The 15,446-nt window shown below is 46.5% G+C and carries 10 protein-coding genes and 1 pseudogene; 5 read left to right on the top strand and 6 right to left on the bottom strand.

The genetic code is table 11. The features are described from left to right. A pseudogene (locus QUA04_RS18560) lies at positions 1-226 on the top strand (hypothetical protein); the annotation flags it as partial. Between the two features lie 116 nt (positions 227-342). On the opposite strand, the gene QUA04_RS18555 reads toward QUA04_RS18560, so the two are convergent. The 3 genes from QUA04_RS18555 to QUA04_RS18545 form a co-directional block, all read right to left on the bottom strand. Then, complete coding sequence (locus QUA04_RS18555) at positions 343-738, bottom strand: SH3 domain-containing protein (protein WP_333259000.1); 396 nt, start codon at positions 736-738, stop codon at positions 343-345. A gap of 81 nt (positions 739-819) precedes the next feature. Beyond that, positions 820-2,613 carry an N-acetylmuramoyl-L-alanine amidase gene (locus tag QUA04_RS18550; protein WP_333258998.1) on the bottom strand — a complete coding sequence of 598 codons (1,794 nt, stop codon included), beginning with the start codon at positions 2,611-2,613 and terminating at the stop codon, positions 820-822. Between the two features lie 169 nt (positions 2,614-2,782). Further along, positions 2,783-4,468, bottom strand: coding sequence for an NAD(P)-binding protein (locus tag QUA04_RS18545; protein WP_333258996.1), 1,686 nt, complete (start codon positions 4,466-4,468; stop codon positions 2,783-2,785). A gap of 327 nt (positions 4,469-4,795) precedes the next feature. Between QUA04_RS18545 and QUA04_RS18540 the strand changes: the two genes are divergently transcribed. Continuing rightward, positions 4,796-5,452 carry a COP23 domain-containing protein gene (locus tag QUA04_RS18540; RefSeq protein ID WP_333258995.1) on the top strand — a complete coding sequence of 219 codons (657 nt, stop codon included), beginning with the start codon at positions 4,796-4,798 and terminating at the stop codon, positions 5,450-5,452. A 260-nt stretch (positions 5,453-5,712) separates the two neighbouring features. Here the strand turns inward: QUA04_RS18540 and QUA04_RS18535 are convergent, their stop codons facing one another. After that, on the bottom strand, positions 5,713-6,999 hold the full coding sequence (locus tag QUA04_RS18535; RefSeq protein WP_333258993.1) for a pentapeptide repeat-containing protein: 1,287 nt from the start codon (positions 6,997-6,999) through the stop codon (positions 5,713-5,715). Positions 7,000-7,497: 498 nt separating this feature from the next. Between QUA04_RS18535 and QUA04_RS18530 the strand changes: the two genes are divergently transcribed. Continuing rightward, the gene (locus tag QUA04_RS18530) at positions 7,498-7,806 is read left to right on the top strand and encodes an ATP-binding protein (protein ID WP_333258991.1); all 309 of its coding nucleotides are present in this window, start codon (positions 7,498-7,500) and stop codon (positions 7,804-7,806) included. 149 nt (positions 7,807-7,955) lie between these two features. On the opposite strand, the gene QUA04_RS18525 is transcribed toward QUA04_RS18530, so the two are convergent. Beyond that, complete coding sequence (locus QUA04_RS18525; RefSeq protein WP_333258989.1) at positions 7,956-11,891, bottom strand: cobaltochelatase subunit CobN; 3,936 nt, start codon at positions 11,889-11,891, stop codon at positions 7,956-7,958. 219 nt (positions 11,892-12,110) lie between these two features. Between QUA04_RS18525 and cobJ the strand changes: the two genes are divergently transcribed. Continuing rightward, entirely contained in the window at positions 12,111-13,865 is a 1,755-nt protein-coding gene (gene cobJ, locus QUA04_RS18520) for a precorrin-3B C(17)-methyltransferase (protein WP_333258987.1), read from the top strand. Between the two features lie 98 nt (positions 13,866-13,963). Further along, positions 13,964-14,587 carry a peptide-methionine (S)-S-oxide reductase MsrA gene (gene msrA, locus QUA04_RS18515; RefSeq protein ID WP_333258985.1) on the top strand — a complete coding sequence of 208 codons (624 nt, stop codon included), beginning with the start codon at positions 13,964-13,966 and terminating at the stop codon, positions 14,585-14,587. Between the two features lie 61 nt (positions 14,588-14,648). Here msrA and QUA04_RS18510 read toward each other — a convergent pair whose 3' ends face one another. Next, complete coding sequence (locus tag QUA04_RS18510; protein ID WP_333258983.1) at positions 14,649-15,425, bottom strand: DNA polymerase beta superfamily protein; 777 nt, start codon at positions 15,423-15,425, stop codon at positions 14,649-14,651. Positions 15,426-15,446 lie beyond the last annotated feature (21 nt).

Below are 15,446 nucleotides of genomic sequence, written 5' to 3'. Positions count from 1 at the left end.
AAGTTACATCAGCAAATATTTGGAATTGGTTTACTCACTGCTGTTATTGTACCTCACCTTTGTAAGAAATGCTATAGTTGATCCAGACGATCGATCGATTTTAGCATTTTTGCCCAACCAACAACCGCAATTCTGCGAAGGTAGCAATGTCCTTCCTGTACCCGAAATGATTCCCCTGAATATTACTGCCGAACAGGTGTTTAGCTGGTTGAGAATGCAACAATGAATCAGGGCGATCGTCTTTTGTGTACCACTTTTAAAAATCTCCCGGTGTGGTTTGTAGTGAAGACTTTAGTTTTCATTTCAACTAAGGAGTGAAGTTTTTACTACAAACCAAATTACCTATTTCCGCCACCTGTCAAATTGGTCTTCGGAACAGCCATTAATAAATTGATTGCTCACCCAACCGTCAAGGAGTGTAAAAGTTTCATTAGGAGGATTACCTGAAAACCTGGCCGCAATTTTCACCCACTTACCTTGTCTGCTGACAGCCCTCACTCCGTCTCCCCTTTTTAATTTAGCTACAACCGGGTACTGATTGCCTGGGCCTTTGCGAATGTTAACAGCGCCACCTTCACCTGTAATAAACGAGCATTGAGTTTGCTTTTTTAAAGCTTCTGCTTTTTCTGGAGCAAGACTTTGCTGCTTGCCGAAAACAGGGAAGCTGTAAAGTGAGAAGCTAAAACTTGCAACTGCGGCTGCAATGAAAAAGGCTTTTGATTGAGTAAAACTTAGCATTATTTCATCTCCTTGGATTGGCAGGACTGAAGTCCTGACTATGAACTTTTTGAGAAGGACTGAAATCCTTACTCCTAACTGTTATTTGACAGAGGCAAACCATTCGGTAACACCTTGGGCTATCGTCTCGGCTAACTTCTTCTGTTCTGTCGGATTCACAATCCATTCACACTCTTCGGGATTGATCAGAAATCCCAATTCCATTAAAACAGATGGAGCAACGGCAGGACGAGTCATGGCTAAGTTGTTCCAGAATACACCATAGCTCGGACGGTTCAACTTGGCAACTAAATAATTGTGCAAAAAGATTGCCAAACTGTGCGCTTGCGGGTGAAACCAGAAAGCGGCGACGCCTTTAGTCTTAATGGCATCCCCGTTATCCGGCAAAGCATTGTAGTGAATTGAAATTGCGATCGCAGGTTCTTCTTTTTGAATCCTTTCCACCCTCGGCGGCAAATCCAAATCGACATCTTCTACCCGCGTCATTACCACATTCGCGCCCCGATTCACCAATTCCTGTTGCACCAATTTCGACACTGTTAAAGCTACTGTTTTTTCCCTAATTCCCACTGGACTCACAGCACCTCCATCCTCCGGCCCGCCGTGTCCCGGATCGATGAGAATCTTAATTCCCGACAAGGGTTTTGCTTGCGACACAGGCATCATGCTTGTATTCGTCGGCGGGTGTTTTAAAGACAGCACTAAAGTTGTGCCGTCGTATCTCAGCTTATAGCCCCACTGCTGGGCAGATTTGAGATTAAAAGTGTATTGTACTTGCAGTGGCGAGATTTGTTGCCATTCCAAACGTGAAATTACCGGGTCATCAGAAACGCGAATAATGTCTGTTTGAGCGGTGGTATTGTACAGCGTTAAAGTGAAGGTGCGTTCTCCTTCTTGCACGGTGACGGGGACGGGTATTTCTAAGGGAAATAATACCTCTGTCCAGCCGGAAACTTGACGCGAGCTGGCGCTGCGAATAATCGAGCGCGGAGGCACTGAATCCTGGAAAATTCGCACTTCCGAGGCTTTAATCCAAGCACCGTAATCGAGTCGGAGCCATTCTCCCTCGCGCCCGATAATTGTTGCTCGCGTTCCCTTCGGCAGCGGTGTCATCCGAGAAAAATCTGTACTCGCTCCGGTTCTGGCCACACCAGGATCTGCTGTTACTTCGGCTATTTCTAAGTCAGCCGGAGAGAGAATATAAATTTTGCCACTACCTTGTTGGCTAATAGTTTGATCGTTCATTGTTAGTTCAAACGATGGCACGCCTAAATCAATTGTTTCTCCCTTAGATGAGAGGGCGTTCTCAGGGGTTTTACCGCAGCCTTGATACTGTTGGCTGCCGCCTTTTTTGATCGGGGAGTTTTCACCTAACAGTACAGATTTGTTGTCGGGTAGTTCGACTTGCGATCGCGCTTTTAAAGGAATAGTAACGCCCGCCAACTTTACCGAAACTTGAGCATTCGCAGGTGCGATCGCCCCAAAGCAAATATATTCCCCCGGCAAACTCGCCACATCGACTTTCGGCGTCAGAGAATCTTTAGCAAATGCCAGTCCTACAGGGGCTTCCGGCTGATTCGACTCGCGCGTCACCTTAATTTTGACTTCCTGATTTTCGTAACGCAAGGTAAAGACATTTTCGCCGAGTTGCAGCGGAAAAGTCGGAGCGAAATGCCCGGATGCGGTGCGTGAAATTTGGTTGCCATTTACTAACACTTGTCCCGGTGCGGGCGCTGTACCGATTAAAAAGATGCGATCTGCTGTAGTTTTGTGGTTTGCGGGAGGATAAGCGAGAAACAAAGGTTGAGCGGCGACAGCTACAGAGGCGATCGCCATTATCAGACCAAACACACATAATGCTAAAAATTTTCTCATTCTATATCGCAACTAATTGAGACTCTGTTGGTTATTTATACTAGAAGTTGGCCTAAGAAACCGGATTTCAGAGGATTAGTCGTAAGTCTTATTTACTAGACAGAGCCCATTTTATCAGGTTTGTAGTTGCAATTGAGCGATCGGCAACATAAATTACGGCGTAAAACCCTTAAGTTTTAATTAATTCCGAGGTCGTTCTCCACAGTAGATCCAACCGATTCGCCGGCATCGTCAAATACAAAACATCCCCCGCACTCAGACAACAATTCAGCAAATCCCAGCCGTGGAGAGTTTGACACTTAGTTTCCACATAAAGAGGCACAAAATCAGCAGACTTAGCAGCATCTTGAATGCGCTGGCCGCAGAAAGGATGGTTTGGCGTAATCAATGTGGCCAAGCAAACCCACAGACTGTCAGCAGTCATTCCGTTGCCCAAAATTCGGCCTCCAATCGCCGCAGCCGCAAAAGCCGGAGCCGCCAATTCCGTCGGGTTCAAAACTCCTTCAAACTCAAAAACTTGCTGCACCATCAAAGCAAAATGTGGGTCTTGATTGCGGACAATAACCGATAGTTTGGGTGCCAATCCTTTAGCGCTCAAGGCAATTTCAACATTAGACATATCGCTGCTAGTAACAGCCAAAAGTGCTGCCGCTTGCTTAACATTAGCAGCTTCCAGAGTTGCGGGCAAACTGGCACTTCCCTGAAGGAGCGGAATTTTCATTGAGCGAGCCGTGCTCAGAAATCGACTGTTCGGATCTTGCTCGATCACCACAATATCGTAACCGTTAGTGTGTAGTTCTTTAGCAATTTGGATACCCATTCCTCCGAGTCCGCAGATAATGTAATGATTGCGCTGCGGAACTCGCGCCACATCCCAATATTCGGTAAAGCGAGTTCCCAATACATAATCGTTAAGCAGTGCGTAGCAGATGCCGATGATGCCGGCTCCAACTAACATCATGACAACTGTAAATAGTTTAATGCTTTCAGGAGCTTGTTCGGCCACTTTTTCATAGCCTCCGGCTCCAGTAATCATCCCTACTGAAAAATAAAGAGAATCGACAATTGAGATATGCTTGTCAACACAAATATAGGTAGCAGTAGCAACAGCAATCATTGACAGCAGCGTCAGTACAACAATTACTGCTGCTTGGCTGTGCTGCTGAAATCTGTGCAGCCTAGTTAATGTTTTGAGCAGTTTTGGGATTAAAGTGGTTTGGGGGCTGTGGATAGTCGGCTGAGTGGCAACAATTAGCCGATCGCCCTGCTGACACTGCCGATCGGCAAGCACCGCCGATACTAAATCAGTTTTGTTAGCAGCCGGCAGATAATAAATCAACATTCGCGATCGATCGTCCCACAAATCGCTCAGTTTGCGATTTTTCCAAGGATGTGTGTCATCGATATATTCTTCGTGAATCGGCCAAGTGCGATCGAACAAACGCAACTGCCCGATCGCCTGACTTCCGAGAGCCGCAAAGGCAAAAACCGGAGCTGCCAATGATGAAACGCTCATGGAAGTGTGATCGGGCAAAGTGTGGTCAATCCTGTCGCCCAAGCTAGTATTGAACAATCTGTTGATGATGCGAATCTGAGGATTGAGAATCCTCGCCTGCATCAAAATTGCCAAATTCACAGCATCATCGTCTGCTGCAATTACTAAAGTGTGAGCGTTTTGAAGGCCAGCGGCCAACAAGGTAGAAGCTGCTTGCAAATTGCCGACAAGCACATCAGAATTTTCGCCGCGAATTGGGCGATCGCTAATACCAACAACAATCGCTCCTTGCTGTCTCAACAAACAAAAAATCTTGTGTCCCGTGTGGCCCAACCCGCAAACAATGATTCGAGGTTTCATAAAAATTTATTGGCCAGCCAATTTCGGAGCTGTGCTTTGTAGTTTTACTTACCATTGTTGACTTTCCTGGCTTTGCAGAATGTAGCTAAAAAGACTATCTAGGAAACTTGTGCCGCCGTGGTCTGGAAGTTTTGAAACAACGACACGGGACTGCCGTCTCCGTAAAGCCGGGTTCCCAAGTTTTGAAACAAGGACACAGCAGTGCCCTGTACCTACAGATATGAGGTGCAACTAACCTAATTTAATATTTGAAAAATATCCGGGTGCGACAGCCAACCAGCAGAATCTGAATAGGCAGGGACAGGACACTGCCCTGTCCCTACAACTATGACTTCCTACATAAATTTAGCTGCCTTAGCGGCAGGAGTTATTATGAAATTGACTGCACCCTTATTAGCATCCGCTTTAGTTTTCGCCGGTACTGTCGCCTTTGCAAGCCAAGTGCAAGCAGCTACCAGCAACTCTTGGAATAGCACTAGAACAACATTTCAGTGCGTTACTTCCGGTCGGAATTTTGTCACAATTGCGCGGCGGGGAAATGTCACGACAGATCCGATGATTCTGTGGAAATCTACCGAGTTCGGCCGCGAATATACACCTTGGCAGCGCTGTCAAATTGTTTCCAATAGATTGACCAAAGCTGTTGCCCAGAATGGCGGAAGATTGAGCAACTTACAGTTAACAACAGGAATTGTTAATAACTTGCCCGTAGTTTGTTATGTGAACGGACAGGGGCGCTGCAACTCTCAAAATCTGCTGTTCACCCTAGACAAGCGCAATGCTAAAAATCCCGGTGATGCTTTAACGAGATTGATTAATTTTGCCCAAGACGGCAGCGGGCCAGTTACAACGTTCAGAACAGGATCTCAATCGTCTGCACCGCAGTTTGTTCCCTTTGGAGATATGGTCGATCGGGCTTTTAATTCTCCAAACAATAAACCGTCAGTTCCTGTAGCAAAACCGCAGGGCGATCGAGGTATTTAAATTACTCAATCGTCTACTGGTTCTCCGGATCTGCCGGGGAACGCAGATCCGGGGCTCTGCCTCCAATTTTCCTTGTAGCAAGCGACCTTAACATTATACGCGGGTGAAAATGTTAGAGCGATCGCCCGGGGAATCCTCAAAGATTGCTCCTCGGTTGATGAGGTCTTGCTTTAGCTGTTCCGTAATTCCAAAGTTATTGCGAAATTGAGTCTTCTCAACTCGAATATCGCTCAGGTTGGCACCGCTCAGGTCGGCACGGATCAGATCAGGTCGGCACCGCTCAGGTTGGCACCCCTCAGGTCGGCATTGATCGGGTTGGCACCCCTCAGTTGGGCACCACTCAGGTTAGCACCACTCAGGTTGGCATCGCTCAGGTAGGCACCACTCAGGTTGGCATCGCTCAGGTTGGCATCGCTCAGGTCGGCACACCCCAGGTAGGCATTGCTCAGATCGGCACCACTCAGGTTAGCACCACTCAGGTTGGCACCACGCAGTCTCGCTTCAATCAGGTTGGCACCACTCAGGTCGGTACCACTCAGGTTGGCACCACTCAGGTTGGCCTCGATCAGGTTGGCACGGCTCAGGTTGGCATCGCTCAGGTTGGCATCGCTCAGCTTGGCATCGCTCAGGTCGGCATCGCTCAGGTTGGCACCGCTCAGGTCGGCACCGCTCAGCCTAGCCCAACTCAGGTTGGCACCCCTCAGGTTGGCATCGCTCAGGTTGGCATCGCTCAGGTGGGCATGCCTCAGGTTGGCACGGCTCAGGTCGGCACCGCTCAGGTTGGAATAGCCTAAATCCGCCTCGTTCAAGTTTGCATCTATTAGGTCAGCGTCGCTCAAGTCAGCGCCCCTTAAGTATCGCTCTCTAATTCCGTTAGTGACAATTTCCTCTACTAAACGCCATTTTTGTTCGCTGCTTTCGCTATCTTCTGAACTTTCCCTTAATATTTGACTATCCTCGACAGGAAACCCATCTATTTCTGTTAGTTCTTCTGACTTAATCTTACTTAACAGTCGCTCAATATCTTCTTGAGACCCTTCTAGGATTAATTTAATACTGCCTTCTTGAATATCAGCAATCTGTATAGTATCACCTCCATATTCTTTTAAAATAGCTGCGATCACCTGGATATTTGAAATCGAATCTATATCACCTTTTAATGTAATTACAGCTTTGGTTTTCTGACTCGTTTTTTCTAGAATAGTTACTTGGCGAACAAGCATTGTCTTTGTCACTCGCTCTTCAATATCCGGCCTAGCTTTAACCTGTCTTTCTATTGGCTCATAATCTAGGCTCTCTTGTGTTAGGCCTGCAATCTCTTGCCATTTTAATTTAAGGGCCTCACATATTATTTTGAATGAATCAAGCTGAATAGGATCTTGATTAAAAAATTTGCTGACTGTACTACGCGATAAGTGAACTACGGCAAAGTTGCTCTTTGATTCAAATCCCAGCCTGATTAAAGCTTTTTCTGCTGTTGCTACACCTTTTTCAGATGCAACAAGAGTAAGTTTTTTCTTTTTTTTGCACGAGCTAGAGTCTGGCATTGATTACCTCAATTTCATAAAACAATTCTTAACGCAGTCATATCTAAAGCATAACGCAATCGCAACAAAGGCAAAAGAGATTAACAAGACAATCATTGCTTAGTCATGGTTTCAGGCATTTGAATTCACACTAAAAGTATGAAGTCTACAGGTTCTACGAAATTATGAATTCTAACTCATTCAACAACTCGCACCCTGAAGAAAATTATAGCATTATGAGAAATAATGTGGATGAAATCTCGTCAGGTGGAATTGGAATAGGTATTAAACTCATTGGCCAAATTGCCGATGAGCTTAGTTATACCTATAATGCTGACCATCGAAATTGTTTGAAAATTGTCAAATATTTTCAGCCTGTACTACATCCAGATAGCAATCAATCTGTTTGTTTTAATTGGACGAGCGATGTTTTAAAGATCTTTAACTGGCTTAAAGAGCCTAGCCCATCCAATCGCTGTTCTAACCAGCTATTGCAAAAAATAACTCTTCAACTCAACAGTGATATCGCTACTGTTACTCAAGTTTTGTGGTGGGTCGAACAGTTTTTTAGAGAATCTACCAATTCCCGAAGAAGTTTTGCAGCTTTGCAAACTGGCGCTGGTCGAAGGGTTTACAAATGCTGTTCACCACGCGCACAAAAATCTATCCTTAGAAACTCCAATAGATTTCGCGATCGCAGTTTTTCGCGATCGCCTAGAACTCCAAATTTGGGATTGGGGAAAGCCGTTTGATATCAAAGCAAAGTTGCAAGAACAATTGGAAGCAACAGATCCGTTCGGTTTGAAGGAGTTGGAATTTATCTCTTAATAAAGCTGTTCTGTAATTGCTTAGCAGTTAGGAAACGGCAATGCCGTTTCCATACCCCAAAATAATCATCAACAATTGCTAAAGATACAACTATCGCCCGATTAATTGTAGGGAAAGGACACTGCCGTGTCCTGGTGGTTCGACTACTTCTACACTGTCACCCCTTCAATCTTCTCATCTGTTAACTCGTACAACTCGCGCAACTGCTGCAACTTATCCGCATCCGGGAGCCAAAAACCCCGCCCGTTAGCCTCCAACATTCGCCCTACAATATTGCGAAAAGCTTCAGGATTGGCCTCCCGCAACTTCTTCGCCATCTCTTCATCCAAAGCATAAGTATCAGCCGCCTGATCGTAAACCCAACCATCAGTAAAATCAGCCGTTCCGCCCCAACCAATTAACGCCGTCATCCGCTGCGAAATTTCATAAGCGCCGCCAGAACCTTGATTTACCATCGCGTTAGCCCACTTAGGATTTAGTAACTTAGTTCGATATTCCAAGCGCAGCAAATCTTCTAAATTGCGAGGAGTTGTATCCTGAGAAAAACTTTCTACAAAACTCGTGTTAACCTTTTTGCCGCGCTGCTTTTCTGCGGCTTTCTTCAAACCGCCAGTATTCGCATAATACTCTTGAATATCAGTCAAACCGTATTCAACAGAATCAATTTCTTGAATTATGCGATCGCACCCTTGCAACAACTGAGTCAAAACCTCCGGTCTCGCTTCCCCCTTATCCTTCCTCCCGTAACTAAAAACATTGCGACTTTCCCAAGTTTTGCCCAACTCATCCCCCGATTCCCAACTACCATCAACCACCCTATCGTTAACCAAAGAACCAAAATCCCCAGCCGGATTAGAAAACAACCTCGCCGAATAATTCTGCACACCTTTTGCCTGCAAAATTAAAGCGTGTTTGCGAATAAAATTCTCCGATTCCGGTTCATCAGCATCCGCCGCCCGCACGAACAAATCATCCAACAATTCAATAATATTCACAAAGCTATCACGGAAAATCCCCGAAATATTTCCCAGCACATCAATCCGGGGATGACAGACATCAGCTAACGGCTTTAATTCATAGCGAACAATGCGACCAGTACCTTCTTTTAGAGGTTCAGCCCCCACCAATTCTAGCAGAATTCCAATAGATTCGCCCCGCGTTTTAATCGCATCCAAACCCCACAACATCACCGCCACAGTCTCAGGATAATTTCCATGTTCCTCAACGTGCTTATCAATAATTTTCCGAGCAATTTCGCGCCCCCTTTCATAAGCAGCCGGAGAAGGCATCCGATAAGGATCTAAAGCGTGAATATTCCTGCCAGTTGGCAACACCCCAGCCCCATCCCGCAACAAATCCCCACCCGGTGCAGGCAGAATATATTCCCCATTCAAACCCCGCAAAAGATTAGTCAACTCATCCGTCGTTTGCAACAACAAATCCCGCACCAACAAACCCTCCTCAAAAACCCCATCCAACCCCTCTTGTGGCGCGGGTATCTTGCCTGTGCTTGTTTGCGAAACAATTGTTTTCACCTGTTCCTGCGCTAACCTTTCCCCAAAATAAGCCTCAAGATAAGAGGTCATTTCCTCAGAATTAGGCGGTTCCCCGAGAACGTGCAAACCAGAAGAAAACAAGCGACATTCCACCACCTGCAAATACTCATAAAGCTTCACCAGATAGCGGTTAAAAGCATCAGCACTGAACATTCCCACATTCTCAAAACTAAAAGCAATCCCCAATTTTTGAGCATCCTCAAACGGACAGTCTGCCTCCAAACCGCTATCTAAAATCTTCTGGCAAATCGCCTCTTTCAGCACATAATTCTTTGCCGTATCTTCCCGATATTCCGCTATCAAATCCCGCAAAGCCATCAATTCCTTGTACAAACCAGCGCGACCGTAGGGTGGCACGTTGTGAGAAATCAAAACACCGTAACCGCGCCGTTTTGCTAACATAGATTCCGACGGATTGTTAGCGACGTAGATATAAAGATTCGGCAAACTTCCCAACAGAATATCCGACCAAGAATAGCCAGTATTTCCCAGAGGAGAACCGGGCAACCATTCAACAGTGCCGTGCATTCCGAAGTGAACAACAGCATCAGCTTGCAAATCATTTTGCAGCCACTTGTAAAAAGCAGCGTATTGAGGGTGAGGCGTCAAATCGCGATCGAACATTAAGCGCATCGGATCGCCAGAAATTCCCAGCGGAGGCTGCAAACCTATCCAAACATTCCCCAGTTGAATGCCACCGATTTGGAACTCGTCGCCGTCTGTCTTAAGGCCCGTACCAGTTAAAGATTTCCACTGTTTTTCGATGCGGCTTGTTGACAGATACCCCAGCCACTTCTCCAGCTTTTTGACATTAACAGTATTGCCAAACCCTCCCCTCCCATCTGCGTTCATCCCCGTTAATCCGCCCCCATCTGCGGTTGCAGCATCATCCGCCTCTTTCACCCTGCGAATTAACTCCTCCCCGTCAGCCGGAATTTCTCCAACTGTATAACCTGCAGCTTGAAGTTTGTGCAGGAAATTTAGGAGGGATTTCGGTACATTTAATAAAGCAGCCGTACCCGCCGCACCGTAACCGGGAGGAAACCCGTAGAGAATAATCGCAATTTTCCTTTCAGATGGCGGAGTTCGACCTAGTTTCACCCAATTGTTAATTCTACTTGTCAGGCGTTTCGCGCGATCTGGGACCAGATAAATATCCTCACCCACCAAACCGCCCAGGGGAACAGGATCGATCGCGCCATCCAACTCAGGCAAAGCATACAATACCACACTTTGCAAACCCCCAATCCCCTGACGAGTCCAAGAATGGATATCCTGAATCAGCAGAGGTGCGGACACAAAATAAGGTACATTTTTAGCAGTTAAAATCCGCTTAGCAACTTCCACCTGCCTTCCACCCTCCATCGAACCAGCAGGCCCGCCAACCAAAGGAAAGCCAATAGTAGAAACAATCGCATCAACTTCCACAGCATCTTTAGAAAGCGAAAGAGTTTCAATATTGCCTTGTTTTCGCCGTGCAGTTTCATCAGCAGTCGTCATCCAATCCCGCACCGCCACATGGCCTTCAACGCCATTGATAAAAATAGGCAAAGGCACAATTCCCGCATCTTCAAAATAGCGAATTAATTGAGGAATATAAGGCTGCTTGGTGATAACGTGCTTGCGGTAAAGCAATATGCCCACAACAGGGGGTTTTCCTCTGTTAGAATTTTGAGACCAATTGGTCTCAAATTTTGTGGAACGGGCATCTTGCCCGTTAGAAACCCGGTCTAAATTTTCAGACAAATTAGTCTCAAATTTTGGGGAACGGGCATCTTGCCCGTTATAAGCCTTTCTATCAAGATGTCTAGCCTCTTTTGTGGAACGGGCATCTTGCCCGCTTCTACTCATTTGATTACCGAGATACCAATCCAAATATTGCCGAGGCGATTCAAAATAACCATTATAATCAGGATGCAATAAACCCATATTGGGAGTTTCCACAGGCGGCGGAATTTCTGCAACTTTCAGCCCCAAATACTTTTCGGCAATAATCCAAAACATCGAGACAACATTATCGGCACCGCCCGCATTCCAGTAACCATAAATAATCAGCCAGTTTCGCAAATCCTGGACTTTTTGCACCGGCACATATTTTAATAACTTCGGCCCCACCTTCAAAAAACTGATGTAACCAGCCAGCTTATCTTCTTCTCGCCCATTGCTGAACTTATCCAGAATAAACTTAACAGGCTTCGGCATTCCCTTCGGTTTGTCGCCAATTTTAAAAGCGCCGATTTGAGTAAGACTCATCAATTCCAAAGCAGACTCAAAAACCAGGCGAATCGGGATATGTTGCACCCTTTCTCGCAGCCACATTACCGCATCGTAATCAAACAGCAAACTCCCGAAAAACACATCAGCATTAGAGAGGGCGGCTGCTACAGCGTCGGGTTCGTCTACGAGGGCGCGATCGCTAAAAACCCGTACTTCCAATCCCTGACACCCAGAAACAGCCAACTCGGCAGCTTTGCGGTACAAATCAGCATTAAAAGATTCAAACCCTGCAATTAAGACAATGCGTTTCACAGCCCTACCTCGAAATATTTGCTTCTTTTAATGATAGACTAATCGCAGAAAATCACAGGCAAGATGCCTGTGCCACTAATAAAACAGAAAAACTACTTGCTTTACTTATTACTTTTCCTTCGCGCCCTTCGCGCCTTCGCGGTTCGTCAAATATTTATTCTGAAAGTAACAAAATATTAAACTAATCAAACCACTCCAAACACACACATAATTAAAACCGTGAATCGAATTCCTCCCGCAATAGTTATCTTAGGTCAAAACAGCCAGCCGATCGCCAAAAAAATCTCCGCCCATTTCCCCGGTTCCCAGATTTACGGTTTAATCGATCGCACTTCCAACACAGACATCAACTTTAGCAACTTCGGCGAAACATTGCGGGAATTATTTGCAACAGAAACCCCAATTATCGCCATCTGCGCCGCCGGAATAATCATCCGTACCCTCGCCCCGCTGCTGTCAGACAAACGCGCCGAACCGCCAGTTTTAGCCGTCGCAGAAGACGGAAGCGCCGTAGTACCGCTGCTGGGCGGTTTGCACGGCGTTAATGATTTGGCCAGAGAGATTGCAGCAGCCCTGGGCGTACAACCTGCAATTACCACAACCGGAGATATCCGGTTTCGCACCGCGCTGCTGAGTCCTCCCCAAGGCTATTATTTAGCGAATCCAGAGGACGCGAAAACTTTTATTTCAAATTTACTCGCCGGGGCAAAAGTACGCCTAGAAGGTGCTGCAAGCTGGCTTTCCGAGAGCAATTTGCCGATCGCCCCCGACGCAAAATTGACGGTCCGCGTCACCGAAAAAGCAATTGCGCCAACGCCCGATTGTTTAGTTTACCATCCGCAAATTGTGGCAGTTGCACTCGCAAAGCTATCGAATATTGAGCCGCAAATAGCGGTTTCATTTGTCCGGCAAGTCTTGGAAAAAGCAGGTTTAGCTGCCGCTTCCGTTGCGGGATTTTTTGCATTAAAAGATGAAATGGGAAACCCGGCACTTGAGGCGATTGCACATTTTTTTAAAGTCCCCGTCCGCTTTTTCAATCTCTCCGAACTTGTGGAATTAGACTCAATTGAATTCATCGAAAATAAGGCCGCACAAATTGCCCTGACAGCAGCCGGTGCAAACAGTCACTTAATGGAGTCCGATCGCCCAAACGCATTGAATTGCGCGATCGCCCTGGCCGCCCAACCCTTTGATGCTAGGGCGATCGGAGTTAGCCGCGGCAAACTGGCGATCGTCGGTACCGGGCCCGGTGGCGCGCCCTGGATGTCCCCGGAAGTTAAGGAAATTTTGCGCGAAGCCACCGATTGGGTGGGTTACAAGTTCTATCTCGACTTAGCTGGAACCCTGCGGGAAGGGCAAAAGCGGCACGATTCCGACAACCGCGAAGAGATCGATCGCGCCCGTTTTGCCCTAGATTTAGCAGCATCAGGAAAATCTGTCGCCGTGGTTTCGTCGGGAGATCCGGGTATTTTTGCGATGGCTGCAGCGGTGTTTGAGGCGATCGACTTTGATGCCAAACCCGAATGGCAGGGCATCGATATTCGGGTGGCACCGGGCATTTCAGCCATGCAGGCGGCCGCTGCTGCGATCGGAGCACCCCTCGGACACGATTTTTGCGTGATTTCGCTTTCCGATATTCTCAAGCCTTGGGAGGTCATAGAACAGCGGATTGCGGCTGCTGCTGCTGCCGATTTAGTTATGGCATTTTACAATCCCATCTCGAAACAGCGGATTTGGCAACTCGGAAGGGCGATCGAAATTTTGTTCCAAAGTCGCGATCCTAAAACCCCCGTCATACTAGGGCGAAACCTCGGCCGGCCAGGTCAATCTGTGCGCGTTTGCAGCCTCGGCGAATTCCAGCCGCAAGACGCCGACATGAGAACTTTAGTCATTGTCGGTTCCAGTCAGACTCGGATTATTCCCCGCAAATATGGAGATGTTTGGGTTTACACGCCGCGCAGGTACGAAAAATAAGTTTAAATGATTTGTCAAAAGCAACATTTCTCTATTTTCTCTTTCTCTGCGCCCTCTGGGGTTAATAAAAAAAATCTCCTTCACACAACCCGCCACCAATGAACACTAAATTACCAGAAACAATAGAAACAGCTACTTTTGCACTTGGTTGTTTTTGGTCTCCCGACGCACAGTTTGGAATTATCGAAGGAGTCCTGCGAACTCGCGTCGGTTATGCGGGCGGGACTACAGCAAACCCCACTTATCATAACATAGGGAATCATATTGAAGCGGTAGAAATAGATTTCGATCGATCGCAAATTTCCTATGCAGAACTGCTAGAGATTTTCTGGAGAAGTCACAATCCCCGGCAATCTCCTAGTTGGTCTCGCCAGTACATGGATGCCGTTTTCTATCGCAGTGAATCACAAAAGCAATGTGTTGAACTAAAACTCGATCGCGAAAAAGCTAATGGCGGCGAAATTTATACATTAATTCAGCCTTTGACCCAGTTTTATTGGGCTGAGGATTACCATCAAAAATATTATTTGCGTCAGGAACCCGAACTGATGCAAGAATTCGAGCGCACTCAGTTTGTTAACTCCACTGTAGCAGCAAGAGTCAACGGTTATATCGCTGGTTTCGGCAGTTTTTCAAATCTCGAAGGGGAAATTAGAGATTTTGGTTTGTCTGCCGCCGGATGCGAGAAGTTAGAGAACATAGTCTCCAGAATCCGACATTAAATTTTTCCAAACTCTTGTGGGCTGGGCGTCCCGCCCGTCCGCAGCAATACGCACCTTACGACTAATTAGACGTGGAACAGCTTAGAGATGACATTCTCACCTTAATCAATAGTTCATTGAGTGGAACTTTTGCATCAGAATTTGACGGCAAATGACTTGTACTGCTTGCATCTACCAATATATTAACCAGTCGAACGCGCTCTTGTCGATAAAACTCGATCTCAGCATCTTCCAGCACCGATTTTTCCTCCCCGCTGAGCTTTCTCGCAATCAAATCGGGAATGTACGACAAGTGAAATTTTTCATTTAGTTTTACCAAATTTGCCTCTACCTCCCCCGTTTGCATCAAATGAATCCCACTCAGCAACACCCGGTAAACATACAGCAGCGGTTTCACCCGGCGCGGCTGTTCTTTCTCAAACAATTTCCACTGATTGTGAGCAAAACCGAGATAGTGGTGGCTGTGATGCTTGGTGATGCAGTTCGAGGCGAGCTCTTTTAATTCCTCGTGTTCCTTTGTACTGTAAACTATCAGCGGCGAATACAGTTGTTCTAGCACGTAGCCGTTGCGTTTCAACCGCAAGTCAAAAAATTTCTTGATGTCGTGAGTTACTAAATCGAGTTGCATTCCCTCCCGAACTTCCGAAACTTCGATTGTTTCTTCTCCAGAAATGAGTCCAATTACTTTCGGTAGCGGCAAAATGTGTACTCCCCGCAAGTCGAAGTCAGAATCGGCGGAAGGAAAGCCGTATAAGTGCGAACCGCTGACAGTCGCAAACAGCAGCCGGTAAGGTTGAACGGAGACAATTTGGGCGAGATTCGAGATGTATTCTGTCATTTATTCCAGTCCATGCAGGCG

This window comes from Microcoleus sp. S13_C5 (genome assembly GCF_036700845.1).
GTDB lineage: Bacteria > Cyanobacteriota > Cyanobacteriia > Cyanobacteriales > Microcoleaceae > Microcoleus.
Note: the sequence above shows the minus strand (reverse complement) of the source record. Positions and strands in the feature narration are given on the sequence as shown.